At 51.0% G+C, this 13,764-nt stretch carries 14 protein-coding genes; 8 read left to right on the top strand and 6 right to left on the bottom strand.

The annotated features are described in order from the left end of the window. Window positions 1-1,968, top strand: a complete 1,968-nt coding sequence (gene aaeB, locus OGY72_RS15475; RefSeq protein WP_286548207.1) for a p-hydroxybenzoic acid efflux pump subunit AaeB — start codon at window positions 1-3, stop codon at window positions 1,966-1,968. Window positions 1,969-2,087: 119 nt separating this feature from the next. Next, on the top strand, window positions 2,088-2,366 hold the full coding sequence (locus OGY72_RS15470) for a barstar family protein (RefSeq protein ID WP_003025168.1): 279 nt from the start codon (window positions 2,088-2,090) through the stop codon (window positions 2,364-2,366). Between the two features lie 57 nt (window positions 2,367-2,423). On the opposite strand, the gene yhcN is transcribed toward OGY72_RS15470, so the two are convergent. Together yhcN and argR are read right to left on the bottom strand one after the other, a co-directional pair. Further along, window positions 2,424-2,690 carry a peroxide/acid stress response protein YhcN gene (gene yhcN / locus OGY72_RS15465; RefSeq protein ID WP_003828812.1) on the bottom strand — a complete coding sequence of 89 codons (267 nt, stop codon included), beginning with the start codon at window positions 2,688-2,690 and terminating at the stop codon, window positions 2,424-2,426. Window positions 2,691-3,066: 376 nt separating this feature from the next. After that, window positions 3,067-3,537: a transcriptional regulator ArgR gene (gene argR / locus OGY72_RS15460; protein WP_003025162.1), complete on the bottom strand. Its 471-nt coding sequence runs from the start codon at window positions 3,535-3,537 to the stop codon at window positions 3,067-3,069. Window positions 3,538-3,973: 436 nt separating this feature from the next. Between argR and mdh the strand changes: the two genes are divergently transcribed. Further along, window positions 3,974-4,909, top strand: a complete 936-nt coding sequence (gene mdh, locus OGY72_RS15455) for a malate dehydrogenase (RefSeq protein ID WP_008785953.1) — start codon at window positions 3,974-3,976, stop codon at window positions 4,907-4,909. A gap of 183 nt (window positions 4,910-5,092) precedes the next feature. On the opposite strand, the gene degS is transcribed toward mdh, so the two are convergent. The 3 genes from degS to zapG form a co-directional block, all read right to left on the bottom strand. Further along, the gene (gene degS, locus OGY72_RS15450; RefSeq protein ID WP_003025154.1) at window positions 5,093-6,160 is read right to left on the bottom strand and encodes an outer membrane-stress sensor serine endopeptidase DegS; all 1,068 of its coding nucleotides are present in this window, start codon (window positions 6,158-6,160) and stop codon (window positions 5,093-5,095) included. Window positions 6,161-6,249: 89 nt separating this feature from the next. Continuing rightward, on the bottom strand, window positions 6,250-7,617 hold the full coding sequence (gene degQ, locus OGY72_RS15445; protein ID WP_286548204.1) for a serine endoprotease DegQ: 1,368 nt from the start codon (window positions 7,615-7,617) through the stop codon (window positions 6,250-6,252). 168 nt (window positions 7,618-7,785) lie between these two features. Further along, window positions 7,786-8,184 (bottom strand): Z-ring associated protein ZapG, encoded by a 399-nt coding sequence (zapG, locus tag OGY72_RS15440; protein ID WP_003025147.1) that lies wholly within the window; start codon window positions 8,182-8,184, stop codon window positions 7,786-7,788. A 192-nt stretch (window positions 8,185-8,376) separates the two neighbouring features. On the opposite strand from zapG, the gene zapE reads away from it, so the two are divergent. The 5 genes from zapE to sspB all read left to right on the top strand — a co-directional run bounded on the left by zapE (window position 8,377) and on the right by sspB (window position 12,023). Then, window positions 8,377-9,504: a cell division protein ZapE gene (zapE, locus tag OGY72_RS15435; protein WP_126317333.1), complete on the top strand. Its 1,128-nt coding sequence runs from the start codon at window positions 8,377-8,379 to the stop codon at window positions 9,502-9,504. A 218-nt stretch (window positions 9,505-9,722) separates the two neighbouring features. Beyond that, window positions 9,723-10,151, top strand: a complete 429-nt coding sequence (rplM, locus tag OGY72_RS15430) for a 50S ribosomal protein L13 (RefSeq protein ID WP_003025141.1) — start codon at window positions 9,723-9,725, stop codon at window positions 10,149-10,151. A 15-nt stretch (window positions 10,152-10,166) separates the two neighbouring features. Next, complete coding sequence (gene rpsI, locus OGY72_RS15425; RefSeq protein ID WP_003025138.1) at window positions 10,167-10,559, top strand: 30S ribosomal protein S9; 393 nt, start codon at window positions 10,167-10,169, stop codon at window positions 10,557-10,559. Window positions 10,560-10,875: 316 nt separating this feature from the next. After that, window positions 10,876-11,514, top strand: coding sequence for a stringent starvation protein SspA (gene sspA / locus OGY72_RS15420; RefSeq protein ID WP_003025132.1), 639 nt, complete (start codon window positions 10,876-10,878; stop codon window positions 11,512-11,514). Window positions 11,515-11,519: 5 nt separating this feature from the next. After that, window positions 11,520-12,023, top strand: a complete 504-nt coding sequence (gene sspB, locus OGY72_RS15415; protein WP_003025130.1) for a ClpXP protease specificity-enhancing factor — start codon at window positions 11,520-11,522, stop codon at window positions 12,021-12,023. 55 nt (window positions 12,024-12,078) lie between these two features. On the opposite strand, the gene dcuC is transcribed toward sspB, so the two are convergent. Beyond that, window positions 12,079-13,446, bottom strand: a complete 1,368-nt coding sequence (dcuC, locus tag OGY72_RS15410) for an anaerobic C4-dicarboxylate transporter DcuC (protein WP_003828798.1) — start codon at window positions 13,444-13,446, stop codon at window positions 12,079-12,081. Between the last annotated feature and the right edge of the window lie 318 nt (window positions 13,447-13,764).

The following is a 13,764-nucleotide window of genomic DNA, read 5'->3' as shown; positions in this document are numbered from 1 at the left end:
ATGGGTATTTTCTCCATTGCCAACCAGCATATCCGCTTTGCGGTAAAACTGGCGTGCGCGATTGTACTGGCGCTGTTCGTTGGTTTTCACTTCCAACTTGAGACTCCGCGTTGGGCGGTGCTGACTGCAGCTATTGTGGCGGCAGGCCCGGCCTTTGCTGCGGGTGGGGAACCCTATTCAGGGGCTATTCGCTATCGCGGCATGCTGCGTATTGTCGGGACATTTATCGGTTGTATTGCCGGACTGATCATTATCATCAGTATGATCCGCGCTCCGTTATTGATGATACTGGTGTGCTGTATCTGGGCCGGTTTTTGTACCTGGATCTCGTCACTGGTGAAGATCGAGAACTCCTATGCCTGGGGGCTTTCGGGCTATACAGCGCTGATCATCGTCATTACCATTCAGGCTGAACCGCTGCTGACACCACAATTTGCGCTCGAACGTTGCAGTGAAATTGTGATGGGGATTGTCTGTGCCATTGTGGCCGATCTGCTTTTCTCTCCCCGTTCGATAAAACAAGAGATTGATGTTGAGCTGGACAGCCTGCTGGTGGCGCAATATCAACTGATGCAGTTGTGCATTAAGCACGGCGACAGCGAGGTTGTGGATAAAGCCTGGGGCGATTTAGTCCGTCGTACGGCAGCGCTGGAAGGTATGCGCAGTAACCTGAATATGGAGTCTTCACGCTGGGGGCGTGCTAACCGCAGGCTTAAAGCATTGAACACGCTGTCGCTCACGCTCATCACGCAGTCCTGTGAAACCTATCTTATTCAGAACACCCGACCGGAACTGATTACTGATACTTTCCGCGAGTTGTTCGATACGTCGGTTGAAACGGTGCAGGATGTCCATAAACAGCTGAAGCGGATGCGTCGGGTGATTGCCTGGACTGGCGAGCGCGAAACGCCGGTCACCATATACAGCTGGGCGGGGGCTGCGACCCGCTACCTGCTGCTCAAACGCGGTGTGGTGAGTAATACCAAGATTAGCGCTACGGAAGAAGAGATCCTGCAAGGTGAGCCGGTGGTGAAAGTGGAGTCTGCCGAGCGTCATCATGCGATGGTTAACTTCTGGCGTACCACGCTTTCTTGTGTGCTGGGAACCTTATTCTGGTTGTGGACCGGATGGACCTCCGGCAGCGGCGCAATGGTGATGATTGCGGTCGTCACCTCGCTGGCAATGCGTTTGCCAAATCCTCGCATGGTGGCGATAGACTTTATCTATGGGACGTTGGCAGCGTTACCGCTCGGAGCGCTCTATTTCCTAGTGATTATCCCCAATACGCAACAAAGTATGTTCCTACTGTGCCTGAGCCTGGCGGTGCTGGGATTCTTTCTGGGGATTGAGGTACAGAAACGACGGCTGGGATCAATGGGGGCGCTGGCCAGCACCATTAATATCATTGTGCTGGATAACCCGATGACCTTCCACTTTAGCCAGTTCCTCGACAGCGCGTTGGGGCAAATTGTTGGCTGCGTGTTGGCGTTTATCGTCATTCTGCTGGTGCGTGATAACTCTCGTGACAGAACGGGCCGCGTGTTGCTCAACCAGTTCGTGTCGGCGGCGGTTTCTGCGATGACCACCAACGTGGTACGTCGCAAAGAAAACCACCTCCCGGCGCTTTATCAGCAGCTGTTTTTGCTGATGAACAAGTTTCCCGGCGATCTGGCGAAGTTTCGCCTGGCGCTGACGATGATCATCGCGCACCAGCGCCTGCGCGATGCGCCGGTACCGGTGAACGAGGATTTATCCGCATTCCATCGCCAGCTTCGTCGAACTGCCGATCACGTAATTTCAGCAGGAAATGACGACAAGCGCCGACGCTACTTTAGCCAGTTACTGGAGGAGCTTGATATCTACCAGGAAAAATTAATTATCTGGCAAGCACCACCGCAGGTTACCGAGCCAGTAAAACGACTCAGCGGGATGCTGCACAAATACCAGCATGCGCTGGTCAGTAATTAAGAGTTGAAAACCGACGCTAAAAGCGTCGGTTTTTTTATGGCTATACTTACCTGAAAATGCGAGAGACCCCTGAATATTGGCGGTCTGTAGAGTTGCTGGCGTCGGGATGGTGGCTATAGATGAACATCTATACATTTGATTTTGACGAGATAGAAGATCAGGGCGATTTCTATCGCGAGTTCACGCGCACGTTCGGTCTGGCGCGGGAAAAGGTGGTTGATTTGGATTCTCTGTGGGAGGTGGTGATCGGGGAAGTCTTGCCGCTGCCGCTGGAAATTGAATTTGTCCATTTGCCTGACAAACTACGCAGGCGATACGGCGCATTGATTTTACTGTTCGATGAAGCGGAAGAAGAGTTGGAAGGGCAGTTGCGTTTTAACGTTCGTCACTCAATGTAAGACATAAAAAAGCCCCCGGCAGGCGGGGGCAAGTCGTCGGACTTAGACGACGAGGGTTTATTTGTAGAGTTCTGCAGTAGCGTGCCAGTGAGCACCTTCACGGAGTTCGGTGACGCGATAGCTGCTGGCGCCTGCTTTTTCAGCTTTAGCGGCGATGGCCTGGCGCATGTCCATTGGTGAACTACCGATCTGAGAGACGGAGACGCTACCGATGGATTGCAGATTCTGTGCTTCTTGTGAGTTCACCTGAGTAACCGCGGCGCTTGCACCGAAGGAGAGAACAGAAAGAAGGCTTAAGGTTGCAATAGTAGTTTTGATTTTCATGATATTTACCTCGTCGAATTCTTTTATTAGGGTCTATGTTTCGTGACCCTCATCACAAAATCAAGTATACACTAATCACTCGATAAATTAATACCACGCTAATTGTTTCGCCGGGTATTAAGTGTTAAGAAGAATATTTTTTATAACTAAACGGAATTAAAAATGGAGTTAAAAACACCAGTTGTTGGATAAATTTAATAAAATCATATGGATACAAAATTTTGCAAAATGTGCGTTTTTAAAACTACGCATTCACCATGTGAATGTATTTTGATGGTTAAACGCACCATTTGTTAAATGAATAGCAGTGAAAAATAGAAGGAGGGGGATGAAAAGAGAGTGTTTTCCCCCGCCGCGAGGCGGCGGGGAGGCGGTATTACAGTTCTTGTTCGAACAGTTCCAGAATGGCTTCGTACAGATCTTTTACCGTAAAACCCTTAGCTGGGGTGGTGAAGATGGTATCGTCACCGGCAATCGTACCCAGGATACCTTCCGCTTTCCCCAATGAGTCCAGCAGACGTGCAATCAACTGAGCAGCGCCGGGGCTGGTATGAATAACCACAACCGCATCGTTATAGTCGATATCCAGCACCAGATTTTTCAGCGGACTGGAGGTCGTGGGTACGCCCAGCTCAGCCGGAAGGCAGTACACCATTTCCATTTTCGCATTGCGGGTACGCACGGCGCCAAATTTGGTCAGCATGCGTGAAACCTTGGACTGATTGATATTATCAAAGCCCTGATCCTGCAACGCGAGGACGATTTCGCCTTGAGAGCTGAACTTTTCTTCTTTAAGCAGCGCTTTAAACGCCTTTACTAATTCTTCTTGTTTTGCCGAGCTTCGCATAAGTCACCCGTAATATGGCGGTAGAAACAACATTATTGTGCATACAGATGAATTTTTATGCAAACAGTCTGCCTTGTTCAAGGCTGAAATAATGTTATGAAAGAGCGGAATTTTATCAAATTTCGTTATCAAGAAACATGCCTGTGTCACGGCTCGCAAATAAGGTTAAAAGTAAATTAAATGTTATCAAATTGATGTTGTTTTGAGAGGTGGGTAGGGTATATTGTCAGCACCTGTTGGAAAGTTGCTCTACTGTGTGGGTGGTTTTGAATTACGTAACTTAGGTTTTATTTTACGTAAGTTAAATGCATAAAAGCCAAATTTGCGTGACTACGCATTCTTGACGCGTGGTTGTTGTATTCATTGGATTTGTGAATTAAGGTCGCCGCCGCGGAGCAATAGACATTTTGCTTATCAATATAATAAGGAGTTTAGGATGAAAGTTGCAGTCCTCGGCGCTGCTGGTGGTATCGGTCAGGCGCTAGCATTACTGTTAAAAACCCAACTGCCTTCAGGTTCAGAACTCTCCCTGTACGACATCGCTCCAGTAACACCTGGTGTGGCCGTTGATTTGAGCCATATCCCTACTGCTGTGAAAATCAAAGGCTTCAGCGGCGAAGACGCTACCCCTGCACTGGAAGGTGCTGATGTGGTACTGATCTCTGCGGGCGTCGCACGTAAACCGGGTATGGATCGTTCCGACCTGTTCAACGTCAACGCCGGTATCGTGAAGAACCTGGTCCAGCAAGTTGCTAAAACCTGCCCGAAAGCGTGTATCGGTATCATCACCAACCCGGTGAATACTACCGTTGCTATCGCTGCAGAAGTGCTGAAAAAAGCAGGCGTATACGATAAGAACAAACTGTTTGGCGTGACCACGCTGGACATCATCCGCTCCAACACCTTTGTTGCGGAACTGAAAGGCAAACAACCTGGCGACGTTGAAGTTCCGGTTATTGGCGGCCACTCTGGCGTAACCATCCTGCCACTGCTGTCACAAATTCCTGGCGTAAGCTTCACCGAACAAGAAGCCGCTGACCTGACTAAACGTATCCAGAATGCGGGTACTGAAGTTGTGGAAGCCAAAGCTGGTGGCGGTTCTGCAACCCTGTCTATGGGTCAGGCTGCTGCACGTTTCGGCCTGTCCCTGGTTCGCGCATTGAGCGGCGAAAAAGGTGTGGTTGAATGTGCTTACGTTGAAGGCGACGGCCAGTATGCTCGTTTCTTCTCTCAGCCGCTGCTGCTGGGTAAAAACGGCGTAGAAGAGCGTCAGTCTATCGGCAAGCTGAGCGCGTTTGAACAAAGCTCGCTGGAAGGCATGTTGGATACGCTGAAAAAAGATATTACTCTGGGCGAAGAGTTCGTTAAGTAACGCGAAGAAAGGCCTGCATGTATTTGTAGGCCTCATAAGCGTAATGCCATCAGGCATTACGTACTAACTCTCTACGATATCGCCTAAAAAAAACCGGAGCCAACATGAACTGCACCCAAAAAGTTGGACACCCAACGAAGTAAGGTGCAGTTTTTTATGGTCAGTAGGCCGCCAGACGTGACGTTAATTGGTGGCTGGGTATTCCTGGATCGTTACCTGCAGCGTCAACTGTTTGTCATCACGCATCACGACAACGGAGATAACTGAACCTGGTCGAATCTCTGCCACCTGGTCCATCGTTTCCAGTGCAGACACTGCCGGTTTGTTATTGACCGAGATAATCAGATCGTTAACCTGAATGCCTGCCTGCGCAGCCGGACCGTCCGGGGCTACTTCGTTAACCACAATCCCCTGAATTTGATCCATCCCGCCGCCCTGAGCGTGCAGTGGTGCAATTTCGCGACCGCTGATGCCGATGTAGCCACGAATCACGCGCCCGTCACGAATCAGCTTATCCATGATTTTAGTCGCCAACTGAAACGGAATGGCAAAGCCGATCCCTTCCGGGGTTTCGCCATCGTTGCTCTTATCAAATGACAGCGTGTTAATCCCCATCAATTCACCCAGTGAGTTGACCAGCGCACCGCCGGAGTTTCCGTGGTTGATGGAAGCATCTGTTTGCAGGAAGTTTTGCCGTCCTGTTGGGTTCAGGCCAATTCGACCGGTGGCGCTGATGATCCCCTGAGTGATGGTTTGCCCAAGGTTGTACGGGTTACCGATGGCGAGTACCACGTCACCAATGTGCGGCACGCGTTTGTTATTAATTGGGATTGTTGGCAGCCCGCCAGTGGCGTTGATTTTCAGCACCGCAAGGTCGGTTAACGTATCAGACCCCACAAGCAGCGCTTCAAATACGCGACCGTCCTGCAATGCGACGATGATTTGGTCGGCATCATTAATGACGTGCTTATTGGTAATGATATAGCCGCGCTGATCCATGATAACGCCTGAGCCGAGCGTGCGGATCTCAAGCTGGTTGTGCGCGGTACTGTTCATACTGCGGTTATAAACGTTCACGACGGCAGGCGCTGCGCGGCGAACCGCCGGGTTATAGCTAGCGGGCGTTTCATCTGCACTGTCGAACTGCGGTGCGGTAAGCGTATTAATTTTTCGCAGAGAGGGCATCGCGGCCAGCAGGATGGCGCCGACGATTAAACCAATCGCGACCGAACGTAAAAGCTTCACAAACATGATGGCGGCGTCATTAATAAAGGGAACGGCAGCAGCATATCACGAGTTTACCGGACATCACACGAGGGGCTGATGTCCGGTTGCATGCGTTAACGCAGGAGCAGGTAAATACTCTCGTTACCGCGCACCACCTGCAGAGCGATGATCGACGGTTTCGCTTCCAGCACTTTGCGCATTTCAGCGATCGAGTTTATGCGATCGCGGTTAACGCCAATAATAACGTCATCTTTATGCAGGCCGGCCTGTGCGGCAGGGCTGCTTTTTTCTACGTTATCAATTCTGATGCCTTTGGTGCCGTCTTTTAACTGACCGTCGCTGAGCGTGGCCCCTTGCAACGCAGGCGCAATCATCTCTGCGCTGGCGGACGAAGATGTGCTGGTATCGAGGGTGACTTCAACCTCCAGCGGTTTACCGTTACGCAGCAGGCCCAGTTTGACCTTGGTCCCAGGTTCGGTTGTCGCAATGCGTGAACGCAGTTCGGCGAAGCTGTTGAGCGGTTTACCGTTGAGGCTGGTAATGACGTCACCAGATTTCACTCCCGCTTTTGCGGAGCCGGAGTTAGGCAGAACCTCACTGACAAACGCCCCACGCTGTACGTCCAGTTTGAACGCTTTGGCGATATCGGAGGTCATCTCGGTGCCTTTGATGCCCAACAGACCGCGTTTGATTTCACCAAACTGCATCAGCTGCTGTGCCAGCGTGCGCGCCATGTTGCTCGGGATTGCAAAACCAATCCCGATGCTGCCGCCGCCGGGGGCCAAAATCGCGGTGTTAATACCGATCAGCTCACCGTTCAGGTTAAGCAATGCGCCGCCGGAGTTACCGCGGTTGATAGAAGCGTCAGTCTGAATAAAGTTTTCAAGACCTTCCAGATTCAATCCACTGCGACCCAAAGCCGATACAATGCCGGAGGTGGCCGTTTGACCCAAACCGAACGGGTTACCCACAGCCACCGCGAAATCACCCACGCGGAGTTTGTCGGAGTCGGCAATGGCAATTTGTGTCAGGTTGCTGGGGTGCTGAATTTGTAGCAGTGCGATATCGCTCTGATCGTCGCTGCCGATAAGCTTAGCGTCGAACTCACGGCCATCATTAAGCTGAACGCTGATTTTTTGCGCCTGGTTAATGACGTGGTTATTGGTCAGGACGTAGCCTTTGGCGGCATCAATAATGACCCCTGAACCCAGCCCTTCAAAAGGTTGTGAAGGTTGATCGGGAAGTTCATCACCAAAAAACTTTTTGAACTCTTCCGGGACTTTCTGCCCCTGAGTGGCGGTGCCTTCGACCCTTACGCTCACCACTGCTGGTAACACTTTCTCCAGCATCGGAGCGAGGCTTGGAAGCGCTGCCTGACCGGGAACCTGGCCGGGAATCGACGCAATGGCCGGGAATGGCGCCGAGAGAGTTAACCCGACACTTAACGCTAATGCACTCAACAGCTGGGTTTGTTTTTTCATGGATCCTGCTCTCGTACCTTGAGTAAACGGAAGATGATTCAAAACAGGTTGATGTTATTGAATTTTCGGTTAGGTCACAATGCGGCTAACGACTAAATAATAGCTGGGACAGGAAGAGAAGCGGAGGGCGCAATTGCTGCGCCCAATAAATTTCTTAACGATGTGCGGTTAGTCGCGCTTTGCGCCGCTACGCAGCAGGCCGGATGCCCCTTCAGAATAGTCACGTGGCATCTGAACCGGCGCCTGATCGTTGCCTGCTTCAGACTCTGCCAGACGGTTACGGAACGGGTTGTTTTCCGGCGACATACCCGGCAGCAGGTTGCTGGAGCTTTTCGCCATGTGTTGGTAAATCTGACGATAATCGTCCGCCATGTTATCCAGCAATTCAGCGCTGCGGGCAAAGTGGCTCACCAGCTCTTCGCGGTACTCTTCCAGCTCAGCTTTATTTTTTTCCAGTTCGTACTGCAATGCCTGCTGTTGGCGTAATTTACGATTACCAAAACGCATGGCTACAGCACCAATAATGATACCGACGACTAACCCAATTAGCGCATATTCCCAGGTCATGAACATCTCCCGTTGTCTTGTGTTTCCGTAGGGTGTTGGCTTTAGGCTCCATGCCTGCGCCTGATTATGCCACTATAACCGCTAATCCCGTAGAAGTGGAATCCCGTGTTTATATCACGTAATGTAGAACGGCCTTTTTTTCGTCAACCGTGAGCGACGGCACATCGATTCTCAAGGAATAACAATAACATCATGCAAAGCCTTTCCCCGACATCGCGTTACCAGCAAGCCCTCAGCGACGGCAGTCATCAGCCCGACAACGTACAACTCGAAGCCGTGAATCGACTGGAAACAATTTTCCAGGCGCTTACGACACCAGCACGTCCTGCACCGCAGGAGAGCGGACTGATGGCGCGTTTTGGTAAATTGCTGGGCAAGCGTGAGTCGCCGATCAACGCATCGGTGCGTGGCTTGTATATGTGGGGCGGAGTTGGGCGTGGAAAAACCTGGCTGATGGATCTGTTTTACCATAGCCTGCCGGGCGAACGTAAACAGCGTTTGCACTTTCACCGTTTTATGCTGCGCGTGCATGAAGAGCTTACTGCCTTACAAGGGCAGAGCGATCCGCTGGAAATCATCGCCGACCGCTTTAAGGCCGAAACGGACGTGCTGTGCTTCGACGAATTTTTTGTTTCTGATATCACCGACGCCATGCTGCTTGGCGGCCTGATGAAGGCGCTGTTTGCCCGTGGCATTACGCTGGTGGCGACCTCCAATATTCCGCCAGATGAGCTATATCGCAACGGTTTGCAACGCACGCGTTTTCTTCCTGCCATTGATGCCATCAAACAGCATTGTGACATCATGAATGTCGATGCCGGCGTCGATTATCGTCTGCGTACCTTAACGCAGGCGCATTTGTGGTTGTCGCCATTGAATGAGGAAACCCGCCAGCAGATGGATAAGCTCTGGCTGGCATTAGCGGGAACCAAAGGTGAACATGCGCCAACGCTGGAGATTAACCATCGTCCTATGCAAACCCTGGCTGTAGAAAATCAGACGCTGGCGGTGTCGTTTACCACGCTCTGTGTCGATGCCCGGAGTCAGCATGACTACATTGCGTTGTCGCGTCTGTTTCACACGGTGCTGTTGTCTGATGTGCCGGTCATGACCCCGCTGATGGAGAGTGAAGCGCGGCGCTTTATCGCACTGGTGGATGAGTTCTACGAACGCCACGTCAAGCTGGTGGTCAGTGCGGCATCACCCCTCTATGAAATTTATCAGGGCGAGCGTTTGAAGTTTGAATTTCAGCGCTGTTTGTCGCGTTTGCAGGAGATGCAAAGCGAAGAGTATCTGAAGCGGGAACATTTAGCCGGTTAAACCTGCCGCAAATCACATAAAGGGGTCGATCTTTGACCCTGACTTCTCTATAATCTTGCGACCCCACGTTACGAGAGAGTTTTTTTCCCAAAACTTTCTATGCGCCGGCATAGGCTATTCGAAGGGGTAGGTTTGCTGGACAATGTCGTGTGAACCTCAACTGACAAAACGTTTGGGTGTTCACCAACGTGTAACTTATTTATTTGGGTAAGCTTTTAATGAAAACTTTTACAGCTAAACCAGAAACCGTAAAACGCGACTGGTATGTTGTTGACGCGACCGGTAAAACTCTGGGCCGTCTGGCTTCCGAACTGGCTCTGCGCCTGCGCGGTAAGCACAAAGCGGAATATACTCCGCACGTAGATACCGGTGATTACATCATCGTTCTGAACGCTGACAAAGTTGCTGTAACCGGCAACAAGCGTACTGACAAAGTGTACTATCACCACACCGGCCACATCGGTGGTATCAAACAAGCGACCTTTGAAGAGATGATTGCTCGCCGTCCTGAGCGTGTGCTTGAAATCGCGGTTAAAGGCATGCTGCCAAAAGGCCCGCTGGGTCGTGCTATGTTCCGTAAACTGAAAGTTTACGCTGGCAACGAGCACAACCACGCGGCACAGCAACCGCAAGTTCTTGACATCTAATCGGGATTATAGGCAATGGCTGAAAATCAATACTACGGCACTGGTCGCCGCAAAAGTTCCGCAGCTCGCGTTTTCATCAAACCGGGCAGTGGTAAAATCGTAATCAACCAACGTTCTCTGGAACAGTACTTCGGTCGTGAAACTGCCCGCATGGTAGTTCGTCAGCCGCTGGAACTGGTCGACATGGTTGAGAAACTGGATCTGTACATCACTGTTAAAGGTGGTGGTATCTCTGGTCAGGCTGGTGCGATCCGTCACGGTATCACCCGCGCTCTGATGGAGTACGACGAATCCCTGCGTGGCGAACTGCGTAAAGCTGGCTTCGTTACTCGTGATGCTCGTCAGGTTGAACGTAAGAAAGTCGGTCTGCGTAAAGCACGTCGTCGTCCTCAGTTCTCCAAACGTTAATTGTACTCTGCTTCGGCAGACGACAATTTGCGAAAAAACCCGCTTCGGCGGGTTTTTTTATCGTTATTTCTCGCCTCAGATCCACGCTAATCCGCTGATTGCCACCTCTTTTTCCCCATTTCAAGAATCGACTCACCACAAAGGTCACAAAATCTGGTAAACTATCATCCAATTTTCTGCCCAAATGTCCGGTATCGTTCATTTTTTGTTTGTATTTTGAACAGCAATGACTTTCCCGAGCCTGGGTGACATCACTTCTGGCTGGCCACTGAGTGGCTGGTAGCAGTAAAAATTCTGAATATACCTGGAGGTTTTCATGGCTGTCGCTGCCAACAAACGTTCGGTAATGACGCTGTTTTCTGGTCCTACTGACATCTATAGCCATCAGGTCCGCATTGTGCTGGCTGAGAAAGGTGTTAGTTTCGAGATTGAGCATGTGGAGAAGGACAATCCACCTCAGGATCTGATCGACCTCAACCCGAATCAGAGCGTACCGACACTGGTGGATCGTGAGCTGACCCTGTGGGAATCTCGCATCATTATGGAATACCTGGATGAGCGCTTCCCGCATCCGCCGCTGATGCCGGTTTACCCGGTTGCGCGTGGTGAAAGCCGCCTGTACATGCAGCGTATTGAAAAAGACTGGTACACGCTGATGAACGTCATCGTGAACGGTTCTGCATCTGAAGCCGAAGTCGCGCGTAAGCGTCTGCGCGAAGAACTGCTGGCAATTGCGCCAGTATTTGGCCAGAAACCTTACTTCCTGAGCGATGAGTTCAGCCTGGTAGACTGCTACCTGGCGCCGCTGCTGTGGCGTTTACCGCAGCTGGGCATTGAATTCAACGGCGCAGGTTCGAAAGAACTGAAAGGGTACATGACTCGCGTCTTCGAACGTGACTCTTTCCTGGCTTCTCTGACTGAGCCTGAACGTGAAATGCGTCTGGGCCGGGGTTAATCTGTATGGATTTGCCACAGCTAACACCACGCCGTCCGTATCTGCTGCGCGCGTTCTATGAGTGGTTGCTGGACAACCAGCTCACGCCGCATCTGGTGGTGGATGTGACGCTCCAGGACGTGCAGGTTCCAATGGAATATGCGCGTGACGGGCAAATTGTTCTGAATATTGCACCGCGTGCGGTGGGCAACCTGGAACTGGCTAACGATGAAGTGCGCTTTAACGCGCGCTTCGGTGGTGTGCCGCGTCAGGTGTCTGTGCCGTTGGCTGCCGTTCTGGCAATTTATGCACGTGAAAATGGCGCCGGTACGATGTTCGAACCGGAAGCCGCCTACGACGAAGATGTTGCCAGCTTAAATGATGACGACAACGACGCGTCTGGTTTTGAGAGTGAAACGGTCATGTCGGTCATTGATGGCGATAAGCCTGACAATGGCGACGACAACGATCCGGATGATACTCCGCCACCGCCTCGCGGTGGGCGTCCAGCGCTGCGCGTAGTGAAATAAATAGTGAAATAAAAAACAGGCCCTTTGGGGCCTGTTCTGTTTTCTGGCTTTGGCATCAATAAAACAGCGCGATGGTGGCTACCATATTCACCACAAATCCTACTGCCATCGGGATTGCTGTACGTTTTACCACTTCAAAGGGCGATACGCCGGCAATACCCGATGTCACGACAATGACCGCGGTAATGGGTGACACCGCCCGGGCCAGCGTAGTGGCAAAATGCATCGGCATAATCATTACTACGGCAGGAATATGCAGCCCGGCGGCAATATCCGGAATGAGGCTGGCAAAAGACATAAACGGCGCGTTGCCTGACCCCATGACGATCGCACAGGCGGCAATGACTACAGCCATGATGATCATCACGCCGATGCCGCCAAGACCGGAATGCTCTGCGCCTTTTATGACGGCGTCGACAGTCCCGATAGTCGTCAACCCTTTCGCAAAGATTTCACCGGCGACCACCAGCGTGACAACGTTGGCAAACTGCGTCCCCATGCCGTCAAAAAAAGCCTGCACATCATCCATCGTTTCGCGCAGATTATGTTTATGCAGGAATTCAACAAACATAGTCAGCGTCATGCTCATCAACATCACCACCACCAGATTCAACTCTGCTTTCATTAGTCCCATTTGTGCAAGGGCAAGCGAGCCCAGCATCAGGATCAGCGGCATGACAGGTAGAATGGCGTAATAGAGCGGAGGTACGTTTTCCAGCGTCTTTTGTTCCGCAAATCCGTTACTTTCCGGTGCGGCTTTTTTATCAAATTGACGCTGAACGAAAAAATGCGCAATGGCGACGGCGACAATGACACACGACGCGACGGGCAACTGGTATTGAAAGAAATAGGTGGCGATTTTCATGCCCGCGACCTGCGCGGCAAAAATAGAGTTGGTTTCCAGAATGCCCCATTCAATCGACATCGAAGTGGCAATGACCGCAACAGCGGATAAACGGCTCACGCCAAGACTAACCAGTGTTGGGAACAGCGTCACCATCAGCAACATACCTAACCCGGATGCGCTGGTAATGAACTGCGCCATGATCTGACCAATCACATAGGTGGCGGCAAGAACTACATAGGGGGAACGGATTAGCTTGAGCGGGCGACTTAACAGGCTAACCATCGCTCTGCTGGCCCCCATTCTGTCCATATAACGGGCATAACCGCCCACCGCCATGATTGATAACCCCAGTCCGGCCGCACGGTTGGAGAGCATACGCAAAATTTCGTTGTAAATATCGACCAGTAGATAGCCACTGCTTTTGTCGTCAGCGACCAACGCGCCGTAGCCCAGCCAGACGCCGCAGATCATCAGGAAGATCCCGGCGGCGGCCAGCACGACCTGCGGTTTGTAGTTTTTGAGGATCAGGTAACCCATCGTTAATAAAACGATGACAGAGATAATGATGCCGAACATTGTTTCACTCCATGCCAGAGAAGAAGATAAATCCGGTAATAACGCTGTTGTCAAAACGGATGTTATATTTTTTCGGGCATTTTTTATGGAGTGAATATCTTATTTTTAATCCGATGTTTAAATTATTTGTCGTTATAAAATAGATGGTTATGATAATTTATCACGTTAATGTTCATAAATTTCATGAAGAGGATATAGCTCTATTTAATAAAAAAGAGGCGGAAGGTACTCGCTTAAAATAATATTGCTGTTACGTATATTATCAATAAGCCAGCCGGATCAGATCGTCCATCATTTCACCCTGCTTTCGATCCTGTG

It is taken from the genome of Citrobacter sp. Cpo221, assembly GCF_030332345.1.
In the GTDB taxonomy this organism is placed as follows: Bacteria; Pseudomonadota; Gammaproteobacteria; order Enterobacterales; family Enterobacteriaceae; genus Citrobacter; species Citrobacter portucalensis.
Note: the sequence above shows the minus strand (reverse complement) of the source record. Positions and strands in the feature narration are given on the sequence as shown.

Excerpts from the sequence above, each read along its gene's own strand:
- aaeB (WP_286548207.1), top strand. The coding sequence starts at position 1 with ATGGGTATTTTCTCCATTGCCAACCAGCATATCCGCTTTGCGGTAAAA.
- OGY72_RS15470 (WP_003025168.1), top strand. The coding sequence starts at position 2,088 with ATGAACATCTATACATTTGATTTTGACGAGATAGAAGATCAGGGCGAT.
- yhcN (WP_003828812.1), bottom strand. The coding sequence starts at position 2,690 with ATGAAAATCAAAACTACTATTGCAACCTTAAGCCTTCTTTCTGTTCTC.
- argR (WP_003025162.1), bottom strand. The coding sequence starts at position 3,537 with ATGCGAAGCTCGGCAAAACAAGAAGAATTAGTAAAGGCGTTTAAAGCG.
- mdh (WP_008785953.1), top strand. The coding sequence starts at position 3,974 with ATGAAAGTTGCAGTCCTCGGCGCTGCTGGTGGTATCGGTCAGGCGCTA.
- degS (WP_003025154.1), bottom strand. The coding sequence starts at position 6,160 with ATGTTTGTGAAGCTTTTACGTTCGGTCGCGATTGGTTTAATCGTCGGC.
- degQ (WP_286548204.1), bottom strand. The coding sequence starts at position 7,617 with ATGAAAAAACAAACCCAGCTGTTGAGTGCATTAGCGTTAAGTGTCGGG.
- zapG (WP_003025147.1), bottom strand. The coding sequence starts at position 8,184 with ATGACCTGGGAATATGCGCTAATTGGGTTAGTCGTCGGTATCATTATT.
- zapE (WP_126317333.1), top strand. The coding sequence starts at position 8,377 with ATGCAAAGCCTTTCCCCGACATCGCGTTACCAGCAAGCCCTCAGCGAC.
- rplM (WP_003025141.1), top strand. The coding sequence starts at position 9,723 with ATGAAAACTTTTACAGCTAAACCAGAAACCGTAAAACGCGACTGGTAT.
- rpsI (WP_003025138.1), top strand. The coding sequence starts at position 10,167 with ATGGCTGAAAATCAATACTACGGCACTGGTCGCCGCAAAAGTTCCGCA.
- sspA (WP_003025132.1), top strand. The coding sequence starts at position 10,876 with ATGGCTGTCGCTGCCAACAAACGTTCGGTAATGACGCTGTTTTCTGGT.
- sspB (WP_003025130.1), top strand. The coding sequence starts at position 11,520 with ATGGATTTGCCACAGCTAACACCACGCCGTCCGTATCTGCTGCGCGCG.
- dcuC (WP_003828798.1), bottom strand. The coding sequence starts at position 13,446 with ATGTTCGGCATCATTATCTCTGTCATCGTTTTATTAACGATGGGTTAC.